Here is a 14,010-nt window from a genome sequence, read left to right on the forward strand (position 1 = left end):
AAGGACGTCGAGCCCGACGGGCCGCCGCGGCTGCCCCGTTCGCGGCGCCCGCGTTCGACGGCCTCACATGCGACCGGACACGGGCGCGGGGCGGGAATCCATCGACACCCAGTGCCTCGTAGGCCCCACGACTGCGGTGCCGGGCGGGATGGGAGGGGTGCGCTGCCTCTGACGTCGACGGCCGTGGCCAGGGCGAAGGGGCGGGCCTCGCCGCACCGGCGGTGCAGGGGGTCCGCGATGTTCGGCCTGGCGTGCGCTTCGGGGAAGACGGGCTGCTCGAACGGGCCGCCGCCGTGCCCTGGGGGAGAGGGGCGCGGCGGCGGCCCTGGTACCCGGTGGTGTGGCGTCGCAAGCCGCCGGACGTCGGTGGGAACGCGCGGGTGGTCGGCGGGTGGACCGACCGGCCCGGGCGTTCAGAGCAGGGCTTCGGGGGTGATGGGAAGTTCGCGGATGCGGCGGCCGGTGGCGTTGAAGACCGCGTTGGCGATGGCGGGTGCCACGCCGACGATGACGATCTCACCGAGTCCCTTGACGCCGATCGGGTCGGCCTTGTAGTCCTCCCCGTCGATGTAGATCGCCTTCAGGTCCGTGGGAATGTCGGCGTGGACCGGCACGAGGTAGTCGGCGAGGTTGGCGTTGACGATCCGGCCGTCGCGGTGGTCGGTGACCGTGTGCTCCAGCAGGGCCTGGCCGATGCCGCCGATCATGGCCCCGATGGCCTGGCTGTCGGCGAGTTTCGGGCTGATGATCCGGGCGGCGTCGTACACGCCGACCATGCGCCGGACCCGTACCAGGCCGAGCGTTACGTCCACGGCCACTTCCGCGAAGGTCGCGGCGTAGGCGTAGAAGGAGAACTTCTCCGTTCCGGTCGCCCCGGCGTACGAGCCGAGCGTTTCGAGGTGGGTGAGGTTGTTGCGGGCCAGGAGCCGCTGGTATGTCTCCCCGCGCGCGGGGTCGCTCTTGTCGTACAGCCGGCCGCCGCGTACGACGACGTCGGCGGGGGCGACGCCGTGCAGTGGTGATCCCTTGTCCCCGACCGCGAGCGTGATGGCCTGCCGCCGCAGCTTGTCGCAGCCGTCCTGGACGGCGGAGCCGACACTGGCCATGGTCCGCGAGCCGGCATGGATGGTGGCCGGGGGCATGAGGGAGTCGCCGAGCCGGAAGGTCACCCGGCGCATGGTCAGGCCGAGGGCGTCGGCGGCGACCTGGGTCATGGACGTGGCCGTGCCGGGACCCATGTCGCTGGTGGCGGACTGCAGCAGGGCGGTGCCGTCGGCATCCAGCCGGACCGAGACCTGGGCCTCGCCGCGCTGGGTGTCGTAGACACCGGCGGCCATCCCCATACCGATGAGCCAGTCGCCGTCGCGCGTCGAGCGGGGCTCGGGATTGCGCCGGTGCCAGCCGAACTCGCGGGCGCCCACGCGGTAGCACTCGCGCAGGCGGCGGGTGGAGAACGGCAGCCCGCTGGCCTCGTCGGCGCTGGGTTCGTTGCGCAGCCGCAGCTCGATCGGGTCGAGGCCCAGTTCGTGGGCGAGTTCGTCCAGCGCCGACTCGATGGGGTAGATGCCGCTGGCGTAGCCGGGGCCGCGCATGAACGTCGGCGTGTTCACGTCCAGCGGCACGGGCCCGTACGCCTGGCGGACGTTGGGCGTGTGGTAGAGCATCCGGCCGGGAACGAGAACGCTTTCGCTGTACGTCTCGTAGCTGGAGGTTTCGGAGCGGACGTCGTGCACCGACGCGGCCAGGCGGCCCCGCCGGTCGCTGCCCAGGCGCAGCCCGTACTCGTACGCGGGCCGGTATCCCACGCCGAAGTACGTCTGCCTGCGGGTGAGCACGAGTTTCACGGGGCGCTTCACCTCGCGGGCGGCCATGGCCGCGATGGCGGTGTGCACCCAGGTCCGCCCGGAGCTGCCGAAGCCGCCGCCGACGGCCGGCGCGATGACACGGACCTTGTCCGCCGGCATGCCGAACTCGGCGGCCATGGTCATCACGGTGCCGCCCACCCAGTTGGTCTTCTCCCACAGGGTGAGCCGGTCACCGTCCCAGCGGGCGACGGTGCCGGCCGGCTCCATCGGGTTGTGGTGGTTGCGGGCCATCCGGTACGCCAGGTCCAGCTTCACGTCGGCGGCCCCCAGGGCCCCGTCCGCGTCGCCGCGCGCATAGGTCTGGGGATCGCTCGCGGACGGGGCGGCGGCAAGGTCGGTCGAGACGGGCCGGGCGTCGTAGGAGACCTCGACCAGGCTCGCGGCGTGCTGTGCCGACTCCAGCGTGGCCGCCACCACCACCGCGACAGGCTGCCCGAAGAACCGGACCCGGTCGTCCTGAAAGGCGCGCAACGCCCCCGGCGGTGGCCATCCCCCCGTCAGAGGCGGGAGCTTGGGCGCGTTGAGGTGGCTGATCACCTTCAGGACGCCCCTCTGGGCTTCGGCGGCGCGGGCGTCGATACCGGTGACACGGCCGCGCCCGACCGTGCTGTCGACGATGACCGCGTGCACGACCCCGGCGGGGCTGTTGTCTCCGGCGTACTTCGTTCTCCCGGTCACCCTCTCCCGCGCGTCGACCCGGGCGACGGACGCGCCGACGGCTGCCTGCGGCTGGCTCACTTGGTGCCTCCTACGATGCGCAGCTGGCGTTCGACCGTGCGTTTGAGCAACTCGACCTTGAAACGGTTGTGCCGCAGGGGGTGGGCCCCGTCCGCCGCCCGCTCGGCCGCCTCGGCCCACAGGGCCTTCGAGGGCCGCTCGCCGATGAGCCGCTGTTCGACGGCGGGCAGCTTCCAGGGCACGGTGCCCACGCCGCCTGCGGCCACCTTCGCCTCGCGGATCACCCCACCGCGGACGTGCAGCGCGACGGCCGCCGAGGTGAGGGCGAACTCGTAGGACTGCCGGTCACGCACCTTCAGGTAGCCCGACCTGAGCGGCCGCGGATGCGCGGGGATCTCCACTGCGGTGATCAACTCACCCTTCTTCAGGGCCTGTTCGCGGTTCGGGGTGCTGCCGGGTTGCAGCAGGAAGCCGGCGAACGGGACGGTGCGCGAGCCGTCCGGGCCCAGCAGGTGCACGCTCGCCTCCAGCGCCGCGAAGGCCACGGCGGCGTCGGAGGGGTGCGTGGCCACGCAGGAGGCGGACGTGCCCAGGATCGCGTGGGTGCGGTTGAAGCCCTCGCGGGCCGCACAGCCCGAGCCCGGCTCGCGCTTGTTGCAGGCGGCCGTCACGTCACGGAAGTAGGTGCAGCGGGTGCGCTGCATGATGTTGCCGCCGATGGTGGCCATGTTCCGCAGCTGGGGCGAGGCGCTCAGCTCCAGCGCCTCGGAGATCACGGGGAACAGAGAGCGCACCTTGGGGTGGGCCGCGGCGTCGGCCATCCGCACCAGCGCGCCGATGCGCAGGCCGCCGCGTTCGGTGGCCGTCACCTCGTGCAGCGGCAGGGCGCTGATGTCGACCAGCGTGCCGGGGCGTTCGACGGTCTCGCGCATCAGGTCGACCAGGGTGGTGCCGCCCGCGATGTAGCGGCCGCCGCGCCGGCCGGCGTCGAGCGCCTCACGGGTGTCGGAGGCCCTGGTGTAGGCGAAGGGATGCATGACCGGGCCTCATTTCCCGCGCGCGGTCTGCTCGACCGCGCGCACGATCTTCACATAGCAGCCGCAGCGGCAGAGGTTGCCGCTCATCCACTCCCGGATCTCGTCCGTGGAGCCGGTGTGGCCCTCCTCGATGCACGCGGCACCGGACACGATCTGGCCGGAGGTGCAGAAGCCGCACTGGTAGGCGTCCTGGTCGATGAACGCCTGCTGCAGCGGGTGCAGCCGCTCGCCCTGCTCCAGGCCCTCGATCGTGGTGACCTCGGCGCCCTGAAGCCGCACCGCCAGCGTCAGACAGGAATTGACCCGGCGTCCGTCGACCAGGACGGTACAGGCGCCGCAGGCACCGGCGTTGCAGCCCTTCTTGGCACCGGTCAGGTCCAGGTGCTCACGCAGCAGGTCGAGCAGCGAGGTGCGGTTGTCGACCGTGACGGTGCGCCGGACACCGTTGATTGTCAGGGAGACGCGACTGCCGGGCGGCGCCTCGGCCGCCACCGCTTCCTCGGCAGCGACCGCGGGCGGCGCCACGATCAGGCCGCCTGCCAGGGCAGTCCCTCCGACCACGGTGGTCGTCGCGATGAACGTACGTCTGGTCGGCGCCGAGGGGGGCCCGGCGGACGGAGACGCAATTGAGTCGGGAAGTTCGGTGGACATGTCCGCTCTCCCTCATTGGGGTGCAGGTGGTTGTCAGGGGATTACCGGTGGGCGCGCAATTGCGCACGGCGCGCGTCGCCGGTGCGTGCGGGGCCTGCGTCGTCAGAACATGGGCGAACCGGACGGTGTCGGCCACCGCATGCCGCGGTCGATTGCGGAGGGGCTCAGGCGGCTGTGCATCGTCCCGAGGTCGGCCTCGGCGATGGCCCGGCCGGCGGTTGGAGTCGCGCAGGTAGAGGTCGGCGGCCTGCGAGGCGGCCGGGCAGGACGACTTCGTCGTGGTGGTCTCGGTGCCGGCGAAGGCGGTCGTGCCTACGGCCGGTGCGGCTGTGGTGAGGCCCGACACCGACAAGGGTGACGTGGCGGCTGGGGTTCGGGCGACTTCATGACAGTTTCCGAATCGGTCTGAGGAGATATGGACATGTCCTGCAGGTCTCCCGGCCCCGAGGAGGCGTGGAGAGGCTTGGTCGCCTTGCTGGTGGCGTGCAGGCGCCCCCGTCAGGCGACTCCCAGTACGGCCCGCTGACCTGCGTCGCGGTGGATGGGTGTCCCCGCGCCGGTGAGCGGGATGCCTGTGCCACCGTGTTGGACGGCAACGATCTCCGCAGCGATGGACAGGGCGGTCTCCTCAGGCGTACGGGCGCCGAGGTCGAGCCCGATCGGTGACCTGAGCCGGGCCAACTCCGTCTCTCCCAGGCCGGCTTCGCGCAACCTGCGCTCGCGGTCCGCGTGGGTGCGGCGAGAGCCCATGGCGCCGACGTAGGCGACCGGCGTCCGCAGAGCCTCCGTCAGCAGGGGTACGTCGAACTTGGCGTCGTGGGTGAGGACGCACAGGACGGTGCGTGCGTCCGTCGATGTGCCGCGGAGGTAGCGGTGGGGCCAGTCGACGACGATGTCGTCGGCGTCCGGGAAGCGGGCCCGGGTGGCGAAGACGGGGCGGGCGTCGCACACGGTGACGTGGTAGCCGAGGAACTTGCCGACCCCGACCAGCGCCGCCGCGAAGTCGATCGCCCCGAACACGATCATGCGGGGCGGAGGCATGTTCACCTGGACGAGCAGGGTGAGCCCGCCGGGACAGAGTGATCCGTCCTCGGAGATGTCGACCGTGCCGGTGCGGCCCGCTTCCAGCGAGGCACGCGCCTCGGCGGCCGCAGTCCGGTCCAGTGCGGCGCGGTTGTCTCCGTGTGTCCCTTCGAATGTGCCATCGGGGCGTACGAGCAGGCTCTTGCCCAGAAGGTCGGACGGACCGCGGATGACCTGGGTGAGGGCTGCCGGTTCGTTGCGGGCGGCGCCGGCCAGGGCGGACCGGAGTACCGTCCTGACCGTCGCGGCGGCGGTGACCGGCGTGACGAGGATGTCGATGATCCCGCCGCAGGTGAGGCCGACGGCGAAGGCATCGTCGTCGCTGTAGCCGAACCGCTCGACGACGGCGTTGCCGTCTTTGAGCGCTCGTGTGCACAGGTCGTGGACGGCTCCTTCCACGCAGCCGCCGGAGACCGACCCGACGGCGGTGCCCTCGCGATCGACGGCGAGGGCCGCCCCGAGTCCGCGCGGTGCGCTGCCACTGACGCCGACAATGGAGGCCACGGTGAACTCCCGGCCCTCCTCAAGCCACCGACTCAACTCCTGGGCGATGTCCAGCACTTGGTCCCTCCACAGAACGCGATCGGATCGCATGGGCAGGTGGTGGCGTACGCCGGTGGCGGGCCGGAGCGTCGTTGGGCAGGCCGGGAGTCGGCCATGCGCCTTCACCGCATCCGGCGCTGTGGCGCCGCTAAACGGACCGCGGTCCGCTCACACGGGAAACGTACCGGACCACTGTCCGTTTAGCAAGGTGTCGGGATGTGAACCCAGCAGGAGAGTGGAGTTGAGAAGTGACGGTCCTCAACGCTCGGACGCGCAGTGGCATTCGGAGCGCATTCTGGAGGTGCCGCGGGTCGAGCTCTCGCATCCGGTGGACGTGCCGCCAGGTTGAGGCTCTTGGCTTTCGCGGTTGACGCAGCCTGTGATGAGCTCGAGTTTCGCGCCTTTTGCAGACGGTCAGGTGCAGCGGGCACCGGTAAGACGCGCCAGTGACGCTTCGGAGGGAGGCGAGCGGGGCCCTCCGGCACCGCCGCTGTCGCCGGGGCCTTTCATGTGTGTGCCCGGTGATGCCGGCGTCTGGTGATCTGGTTGCCGATGAGGCCGTGGCGCGGGGCGAAGAGGTACACGAGGGCGAACACGGTGCCCTGGACCAGGACGATCATGCCGCCGGAGGCGGTGTCGAGGTGGTAGCTCAAGTACAGGCCGGCGACGGCCGCGGCAGCGGAGAAGGCCGGTGCGATCAGCAGCATGCGCTGGAATCGGTCGGTCAGCAGGTACGCGGTCGCGCCGGGGATGACCAGCATGGCCACGACCAGGATGACACCGGCGACCTGGAGAGCCACCACGCAGGTGAAGGCGAGCAGTGCGAGCAGGGCCGCGCCGAGCAGACGGGGGGACAGGCCGATGGCCTGCGCATGGGTCGGGTCGAAGGCGTAGAGGGTGAAGTCACGGCGCTTGAGGATCAGCAGAGCGAGGGTGACCGCGCCGAGGGCGGTGATCTGGATCAGGTCGGCGCGGTCGACGCCGAGCAGGCTGCCGAAGATGATGTGGTTGAGGTCCGTCTGGCTGGGGGTGACCGAGATCAGCACGAGGCCGAGGGCGAACAGGGTGGTGAAGACGATGCCGATCGCCGCGTCCTCCTTGACCCGGCTGGTGTCCCGGACCACCCCGATGAGCGCGACGGCCAGCACGCCGAAGACGATGGCGCCCAACGCGAACGGCACACCGAGGACGTAGGCCAGCACCACGCCGGGCAGCACGGCGTGGGAGACGGCGTCGCCCATGAGCGACCAGCCGATGAGTACCAGCCAGCAGGACAGCACCGCGCAGACCACGGCCGCGACGAGCGTGGCCGCCAGGGCCCGGACCATGAAGCTGTAGGTGAGGGGTTCCAGGAGGAACTCGTAGAGGGTCACACCGTCTCCTCTCGCCGGAGCACGTCCAGACCGAACGCCCGTGCGAGGTTGTCGGGCTGGAGGACCTCCTCCGGTGAGCCGTGGACGAGGACCGTGCGCATGAGCAGGACCGCCTCGTCGGCGAGGCTGGGAAGCGCGTGCAGGTCGTGGGTGGACACCAGGACGGCGGCCCCGTCGCGGGCCAGTTCGCGCAGCAGACGGGTGATGGTGGCCTCCGAGCCCTTGTCGACACCGGCGAAGGGCTCGTCCAGCAGCAGGATGCCGGCCCCCTGGGCGATTCCGCGGGCGACGAACGCACGTTTGCGCTGGCCGCCGGAGAGCCGCCCGATCTGGCGGTCGGCCAGCTCGGTGAGCCGCACTCGCTCCAGGGCATGGTCCACGGCCTCGTGGTCGGCGCGACGCGGGCGCCGGGTGAAGCCCATGTGGCCGTAGCGGCCGGTCATCACGACGTCCCGTACCGACAACGGGAACGCCCAGTCCACGTCCTCGCTCTGAGGGACGTAGCCGATCGCCTGGGCCTTGCGTGCCCGTGCGGGCGGGCCGCCGTTGACGCGCACGGTGCCGCTGTCGGGCTTGAGGGAACCCATGATGGTCTTGAACAGCGTCGACTTGCCCGAGCCGTTCATCCCCACGAGCCCGCACACCCGTCCGGCGGCCAGCGACAGCGTGACGCGGTCGAGTGCGACGACGTCGCCGTAGCGGACCGTGGCGTGCTCGACGTGGATCGCCGGCGCGGTCACCGGGTGGTCCCGGTCAGCGCAGTGACGATGGTGTCCGCGTCGTGGCGGATCAGATCGAGGTAGGTGGGCACGGGACCGTCCGGTTCGGACAGGGAGTCGACGTAGAGCACACCGCCGAACCGTGCTCCGGTGGCCGAGACGACCTGGCGCATCGGAGCGTCGGACACGGTGGACTCGCAGAACACCGCGGGGACCCTGTTCTGTTCGACGAAGTCGATCGTGCGGGTGATCTGCTGCGGAGTGGCCTGCTGCTCGGCGTTGACGGCCCAGATGTACCGTTCGGTCAGGCCCGTGTCGCGTGCCAGGTAGGAGAAGGCGCCCTCACAGGTGACCAGTGCCCGTTCATTGTCCGGTAGGCGGTCCAGCGCACCCACCAGTTCGTCATGAAGCCGTTGCAGCTGCCGCTTGTAGCGCGTGCCGTTGGCCTTGAACGCGGCAGCGTTGTCCGGGTCGAGGTCGCTGAACGCCTTCACCATGTTGTCCACGTAGATCTGCACGTTCAGCGGTGACATCCACGCGTGCGGATTGGTTCGTCCCCGGTAGGCGTCCTCGGAGATGTCGATCGGCGTGACTCCTTCGCTGACCACCACGTGGGGCACGTCGAGTTCGGCCACGAACTGCTCGAACCACGCTTCCAGGTGCAGGCCGTTGTCGATGATCAGATCCGCTCCGGCGGCCTTCTTGATGTCGTCCGGTGTGGGCTCGTACCCGTGAATCTCCGCACCGGCCTTGGTGATGGACTCCACCCGGAGGTGGTCCCCCGCGACGTTGGCGGCGATGTCGGCCAGGACCGTGAACGTCGTCAGGACAACCGGCCGCTCGGCGCGGGCCGCACTCGCGCTCCCGATCTGGCACGCGGCCAGCAGGAACACCATCGTCGTCGCACAGGCGCCCCAGGCACTGCGGGCGAATCTCTTCGGCATGTGTGGCTCCGCTGGACAGAGGTGGCAAGAGGCAGGTTCATCAGGCACCGGACGCTCCCCGCGGGGAGTCACTTCCGTGGAGTGACCTCCGCCATCCGCGACCATCCCTGGCCCTCCGCCTCGACGTTGATGATGTCGGGGGTCACGGTCACCACATCCGGCATCCAGGCCATCGCCGCCTTGAAGTGGTCGGAGCCGACGTGTTCGACCCCCGCCTCCTGGGAGGCGAACGCCTCCAGGAGGACGAAGCGGCGCGAGTCAGCGGTATCGACGGACCACTCGAAGAAGAGGTTGCCGGGCTCGGCCCGGGTGGCGGCGGTGAAGTCGGCCACGCGGTCGAGCCACTGGTCGCGGTATTCCGGACGGACGGTGAATCGTACGGCGATGAAGATCATTGAATGCTCCGTGAGACAGCGCCTTGGGACATGTACGAAGGGGCGCTCAGCCCGCGAACACACGCGTCGGCAGAGCCACGCTGAGCGCCATCACCACGCGAGGCGCGTCTGCGCTACGGGATGTTGGACGGCCGCGGCAGTCCCTCGGCGAGGTCGCCGATCTCCGGGGAGTGGATGGAGCCGGGATTGCCGATGATCTCCTCGACGATCAGTGTCTCGGTGGTGAGCAGCAGGGCGGCGATGGACGCGGCGCTGAGCAGTGCGCTGCGGGTGACCTTGACCGGGTCGATGATGCCGCGCTGGTGCAGGTCGGCGTAGTCGCCGCGCAGGGCGTCCAGTCCGCTGCCGGTGGGCAGTGTGGCCACCTTGGCCTCCGCCTCGTCGGGGTCGAGACCGGCGTTGATGGCGATCCAGCGCAGCGGTTCGGCGAGCGCCTTGGCGACGATGGCGCGGCCCACTGCGGCGTCCCCGTCGCCCCGGCCAGGTCCGGGTCCGTCGAGCGCGGCGATGTCGGCCCGGGCGTGCAGCAGCGCCGCGCCGCCGCCCGCCACCACGCCCTCCTCGGCCGCCGCCCGGGTGGCCGCAAGGGAGTCCTCCAGGCGCATCTGCTTCTCCTTGAGTTCGACGCCGCTCGCGGCGCCGACGCGGATGACGGCGACGCCGCCGGAGAGTTTGGCGATGCGTTCGGCGAGCTTGTCCTGGTCGTGCTCGTTGGTGGCGCGCTCCAGCTCGGTCTTGAGGTTCTCGATGCGTTCGGCCACGCGCTCGTCGCCGCCGGCGCCGCCGAGGACGGTGGTGGAGCGTTCGGTGGCGATGACCTTCTCGGCGCGTCCGAGGTCGTCGAGGGTGGCGCTCTGAAGGGTGCGGCCCGCGGTGCCGGTGATGACCCGGCCGCCGGTGAGCGCGGCCATGTCCTCCAGTTCGGCGATGCGCCGGAAGCCGAAGCCGGGGGCGCGTACCGCGAGCGAACGGAAGGTGCCGTGCGCGGCGTTGGTGACGAGCATGCCGAGCGCGGGCCCGTCGACGTTCTCGGCGATGACGACCAGCGGGGAGCCGGTGCCCGTCACCCGCTCCAGGACCGGCATCAGCTCCTGCACCTTGGTGATCTTCGTGTCGCAGTAGAGGAGATAGGGGTTCTCCAGGACGGCTTCCATGCGCCCTTGATCGGTGACCATGTACGGGGAGATCCAGCCGCTGTCGAACTCCAGGCCCTCGGCGTACTCGACGGTGATTCCGAAGGCCGACGACTCCTCCACCGTGACGACGCCGGTGCGGCCGACGCGGGCCACGGCCTGGGCGATGGCCTCGCCGATGGCGGGGTCGTTGTTGGCGGACAGGGCGGCCACCCGCACGAGTTCGTCGTCGGTGCGGACCCGGCGCGACTGGGTGGCCAGCGAGTCGACGGCCACGGCCACGGCGGCCTCGATGCCGTTCTTCAACAGCACTGGATTCGCGCCGTCGTTGACCGCCCTCAGCCCCTCGCGGACGATCGCCTGGGCGAGCACGGTGGCAGTGGTGGTGCCGTCGCCGACGTCCCCGTTGGTGCGGGTGGCCACCTCCTTCACGAGTTGGGCGCCCATGTTGGCGAAGGGGTTCTTGAGCTGGATCTCGCGGGCGATGGTGACGCCGTCGTTGGTGATGGTGGGCGGCCCGGTCAGCTTCTCCAGGACCGCGTTGCGGCCCTTCGGGCCGAGGGTGACACGCACGGCGTCGGCCAGCGCGTTCACCCCGCTCTCCAGCAGTGCGCGCGCTTCGGCGTTGAAGCGCAGTTCCTTCGCCATGGCGGTGTCGTCCCTTCGGGTACGGCTCGGATGCGGCAAGGTGCGGGCGGTGGGGCAGGCGTACGGGCGGTGGCGACGGTCGGGGTGCGGTTTCCGCGGTGCGCCGACCCTCAGGAACGAAGGTCCACGGACCGGCCGCCGCCACCTGCGCGGGGGTGCGGATCAGGGCACGAGCACGGCGCGCCCGCGCACCCGGCCCTGGTTCAGGTCGTCCAGGGCCCGGCCGACGTCGTCCAGCGGGTAGGTGACGGTGTGGAGGGCGACCAGTCCGCGTGCCGCGAGGTCCATCAGTTCCACCAGGTCGGTGTAGGAGCCGACCAGGTTTCCGATGAAGTTGATCTCGGTGGAGATGATGTCGATGGTCGGCACGGACAGGGTTCCGCCGTAGCCGATGACGTAGTAGTCGCCGGCCCGGCGCAGCATCCGTACGCCGTCCTCCAGGGCGCCGCCCTCACCGACGAAGTCGAGCACGGCCTCGGCGCCCTCCCCTCCGGTGAGCGCGGCGACCTGGTCGACCTGGCTGCCGTCGGCGACCACGGTGTGGTGCGCGCCGAGCGTCTCGGCGAGCTTGAGTGCCTGAGCCGACCGGTCGACGACGATCAGCTCGGCGGGGGTCAGCGCCCGCAGCACCTGGATGCCGATGTGTCCGAGCCCGCCCGCGCCGATCACCACGGCCCTGGCGCCCGGAGCGAGCGAGCGGGCCGCCTTCTTCGCCGCGTGGTACGCCGTCAGGCCCGCATCGGCCAGTGCCGCCACGTCGGCCGGGGCGAGGCCCGCGTCCAGCGGGACGACCGCGCGGGCGTTGGTGCGCAGGTACTCGGCGAACCCGCCGTCGGAGTCGATGCCGGGGAAGGCGCTCGCCGAGCAGTGCACGTCGTCACCGCGCCGACAGGCGGCGCACAGTCCGCAGGTGGCGAGCGGATGCAGGATCACCGGGTCGCCGGGAGCGACGGAGGTGACGGCGGATCCGACCTCCGCGACCCAGCCCGCGTTCTCGTGCCCCTGGACGTACGGCAGACTGACCCCGCTCTTGGCCTCCCACTGGCCCTCGATGATGTGCAGGTCGGTACGGCACACACCGGCGCCGCCGATCCGCACGATCACGTCCAGCGGCGAGGAGATCACCGGGTCGGGCACCTCGTCGAGCTCCAGTTGATGCTCATACTGGTGCAGTCGTACGGCCTTCATGACGCTTCCTCCCTGCTGCGACTCACTTGCGTCCAGCCGGCGGGCCCGTAACGAGTGGCCAGCAGGCCCTCGCAGAACTCGGTGTTGGCGCCGATACCGACACCGGCCGCGCGGCCCATGATCAGATGCCGCTCCAGACCGGCGGCGGGCACGGCCCGCCCCTCGGCGTCGGTGAACAGCGGCGCCGACGCGTCCGCCCGGAGGCCGAGCAGGGCACGCCTTCGGCGCAGGGTGACCGTCAGGCGCTCGGGCAGGTCGCCCAGGACCGCGCCGGCCAGCTGCCGGTGGGTCCAACCGCGCTCCAGCAGCCGCTTGCCCAGGCGGGCCTGGGCCGCGAGGTGCCCTTTGCGCAGGAAGACGGCGCGCAGCTCCTGCATGCGGTCGGGGTCGGCGAGACCGGGGAAGGCCTCGGCGAACGACTTCCCGCATCCCACGCCCTGGTTGATCTCCTCGGAGGCGAAGTGGTCCTCCAGGACCACCGTGCACTGCCTCGCCCAGGACAGCCGGGCCAGCTCGCGCCGGGCGTCCTCCACCATCAGCCAGGCGAAGTTGGGAGCGCAGAAGTAGGTGGGCAGCCGGAGTCTGGCCTCCACCGAGCCGTCGGCGCCGACGCTGACGGAGCGGACGAAGCCGAGTTCGGTGATGGGGCGGTCGAGTTCCGGGTCGAGCACCGCCGCCAGAGCCGTGTTGACGGCGGTGACCCGGTCGACCGCGTCGGTGACGGCGGTCATGCCGCCACCGCTGCGGCGGCGGGCAGCTGAGCAGTTTCGGGCACCTTCAGGTCGTACAGGCGTGCGTGGTTGAGGCCGAGGATCTTGCGCTTGGCGTCGGTGGTGAGGGTGCCGTACTCGGACTGGAGGTCCTCGGGGATCTGGAAGTCGACGAACTTCTCGATCAGCCACTTCGGGCTCCAGATCGCGTAGTCGCTGCCGAACACGATCCGGTCCTCGTCCAGCCAGTACAGCAGCTCGCCGATGACCTGGGCGAAGTAGCGCGGGCGGGTGTGGATGAACGGCATGACCACGGACAGGCCTGCGTACACGTTGGGTTCCTGGGTGGCGATCCAGCAGAAGTCCTCCAGGCGGGGCAGCCCGGAGTGCTCCACGACGAAGTTCAGGCCGGGGAAGGCGGTGGCCGCGTGGTCGATGTCGGCGACGTCGAAGGCGTCCCGGTTCAGCGGCCAGATGGTGGGGCCCTTGTGGACGTGGATGTTGCGGATGCCGAGCTCCTGGCACAGGGCCAGGTAGTCCTGTGCCTCGGGGTCGCTCAGCTTCCAGCCCTTGGAGGCGCCGCGCCATTCGGCGGTGTAGAGCTTGACGCCCCGCAGGTTCCACTCGGCGTGCAGCTTCCGCAGCCGCTCCAGGCCGGCCTCGCCCTCACGCGGGTCGAAGGAGCCGTTGGCGATGAGGCGGTCGGGGTACTTGCGGGCCAGTTCCCCGTTGCGCTCGGTGGTGTTGAAGCCGTTGCGGTAGAACTCGTTGAGGTATGTGGGCTGGAAGATGCCCCAGTCGACGTAGCCGGTCTCGAACAGGTCGTGGATCAGGTCCTGTTCGCTGTACTTGCGGAACTTCTCCAGCGGCCACACCCACTCCTCGGGGCTGAGGTTGCGCTGGTAGTCGTAGAAGCAGCGGATGAAGCCCTCGCCGTACTTGTTGGCGGTGTTCTCCTCGCTGCCGTCCCAGAAGTGGATGTGACCGTCGACGATGAAGTAGTCGACGCCGTCCTTGCGGTACATGTGGCCCCTCCTGACGGG

12 protein-coding genes are annotated in these 14,010 nt (G+C 70.5%); all 12 read right to left on the reverse strand.

The window, feature by feature from the left end; translation table 11 throughout:
- Nucleotides 1-413 precede the first annotated feature (413 nt).
- Complete coding sequence (locus tag ACLZN2_RS23555) at nt 414-2,603, reverse strand: xanthine dehydrogenase family protein molybdopterin-binding subunit (protein ID WP_416980983.1); 2,190 nt, start codon at nt 2,601-2,603, stop codon at nt 414-416.
- Nucleotides 2,600-3,580, reverse strand: a complete 981-nt coding sequence (locus ACLZN2_RS23560; protein WP_416980984.1) for an FAD binding domain-containing protein — start codon at nt 3,578-3,580, stop codon at nt 2,600-2,602. The genes ACLZN2_RS23555 and ACLZN2_RS23560 overlap by 4 nt, the downstream gene beginning before the upstream one ends.
- A gap of 9 nt (nt 3,581-3,589) precedes the next feature.
- On the reverse strand, nt 3,590-4,231 hold the full coding sequence (locus ACLZN2_RS23565; RefSeq protein ID WP_416980985.1) for a (2Fe-2S)-binding protein: 642 nt from the start codon (nt 4,229-4,231) through the stop codon (nt 3,590-3,592).
- Between the two features lie 498 nt (nt 4,232-4,729).
- Nucleotides 4,730-5,875 (reverse strand): XdhC family protein, encoded by a 1,146-nt coding sequence (locus ACLZN2_RS23570; RefSeq protein ID WP_416980986.1) that lies wholly within the window; start codon nt 5,873-5,875, stop codon nt 4,730-4,732.
- A gap of 488 nt (nt 5,876-6,363) precedes the next feature.
- Nucleotides 6,364-7,230, reverse strand: a complete 867-nt coding sequence (locus tag ACLZN2_RS23575) for a metal ABC transporter permease (protein ID WP_416980987.1) — start codon at nt 7,228-7,230, stop codon at nt 6,364-6,366.
- Nucleotides 7,227-7,970, reverse strand: coding sequence for a metal ABC transporter ATP-binding protein (locus ACLZN2_RS23580; RefSeq protein ID WP_416980988.1), 744 nt, complete (start codon nt 7,968-7,970; stop codon nt 7,227-7,229). The genes ACLZN2_RS23575 and ACLZN2_RS23580 overlap by 4 nt, the downstream gene beginning before the upstream one ends.
- The gene (locus tag ACLZN2_RS23585; protein ID WP_416980989.1) at nt 7,967-8,893 is read right to left on the reverse strand and encodes a metal ABC transporter substrate-binding protein; all 927 of its coding nucleotides are present in this window, start codon (nt 8,891-8,893) and stop codon (nt 7,967-7,969) included. The genes ACLZN2_RS23580 and ACLZN2_RS23585 overlap by 4 nt, the downstream gene beginning before the upstream one ends.
- A gap of 68 nt (nt 8,894-8,961) precedes the next feature.
- Complete coding sequence (locus ACLZN2_RS23590; RefSeq protein ID WP_416980990.1) at nt 8,962-9,288, reverse strand: putative quinol monooxygenase; 327 nt, start codon at nt 9,286-9,288, stop codon at nt 8,962-8,964.
- A 113-nt stretch (nt 9,289-9,401) separates the two neighbouring features.
- A complete protein-coding gene (gene groL, locus ACLZN2_RS23595) occupies nt 9,402-11,069 on the reverse strand; it encodes a chaperonin GroEL (protein WP_416980991.1) in 1,668 nt (555 codons plus the stop codon).
- A 162-nt stretch (nt 11,070-11,231) separates the two neighbouring features.
- Nucleotides 11,232-12,257: an NAD(P)-dependent alcohol dehydrogenase gene (locus ACLZN2_RS23600; protein ID WP_416980992.1), complete on the reverse strand. Its 1,026-nt coding sequence runs from the start codon at nt 12,255-12,257 to the stop codon at nt 11,232-11,234.
- Nucleotides 12,254-12,988, reverse strand: coding sequence for an iron-sulfur cluster assembly protein (locus ACLZN2_RS23605; RefSeq protein WP_416980993.1), 735 nt, complete (start codon nt 12,986-12,988; stop codon nt 12,254-12,256). Before ACLZN2_RS23605 ends, ACLZN2_RS23600 begins: the two co-directional genes overlap by 4 nt.
- The gene (locus tag ACLZN2_RS23610) at nt 12,985-13,992 is read right to left on the reverse strand and encodes an amidohydrolase family protein (protein ID WP_416980994.1); all 1,008 of its coding nucleotides are present in this window, start codon (nt 13,990-13,992) and stop codon (nt 12,985-12,987) included. The genes ACLZN2_RS23605 and ACLZN2_RS23610 overlap by 4 nt, the downstream gene beginning before the upstream one ends.
- Nucleotides 13,993-14,010: the final 18 nt, after the last annotated feature.

It is taken from the genome of Streptomyces sp. T028, assembly GCF_048159505.1.
In the GTDB taxonomy this organism is placed as follows: domain Bacteria; phylum Actinomycetota; class Actinomycetes; order Streptomycetales; family Streptomycetaceae; genus Streptomyces.

Bases quoted from the DNA above. Each gene is read 5' to 3' on its own strand.
- ACLZN2_RS23590 (WP_416980990.1), bottom strand. From the start codon at position 9,288: ATGATCTTCATCGCCGTACGATTCACCGTCCGTCCGGAATACCGCGAC.
- ACLZN2_RS23605 (WP_416980993.1), bottom strand. From the start codon at position 12,988: ATGACCGCCGTCACCGACGCGGTCGACCGGGTCACCGCCGTCAACACG.
- ACLZN2_RS23600 (WP_416980992.1), bottom strand. From the start codon at position 12,257: ATGAAGGCCGTACGACTGCACCAGTATGAGCATCAACTGGAGCTCGAC.
- ACLZN2_RS23565 (WP_416980985.1), bottom strand. From the start codon at position 4,231: ATGTCCACCGAACTTCCCGACTCAATTGCGTCTCCGTCCGCCGGGCCC.
- ACLZN2_RS23560 (WP_416980984.1), bottom strand. From the start codon at position 3,580: ATGCATCCCTTCGCCTACACCAGGGCCTCCGACACCCGTGAGGCGCTC.
- groL (WP_416980991.1), bottom strand. From the start codon at position 11,069: ATGGCGAAGGAACTGCGCTTCAACGCCGAAGCGCGCGCACTGCTGGAG.
- ACLZN2_RS23610 (WP_416980994.1), bottom strand. From the start codon at position 13,992: ATGTACCGCAAGGACGGCGTCGACTACTTCATCGTCGACGGTCACATC.
- ACLZN2_RS23585 (WP_416980989.1), bottom strand. From the start codon at position 8,893: ATGCCGAAGAGATTCGCCCGCAGTGCCTGGGGCGCCTGTGCGACGACG.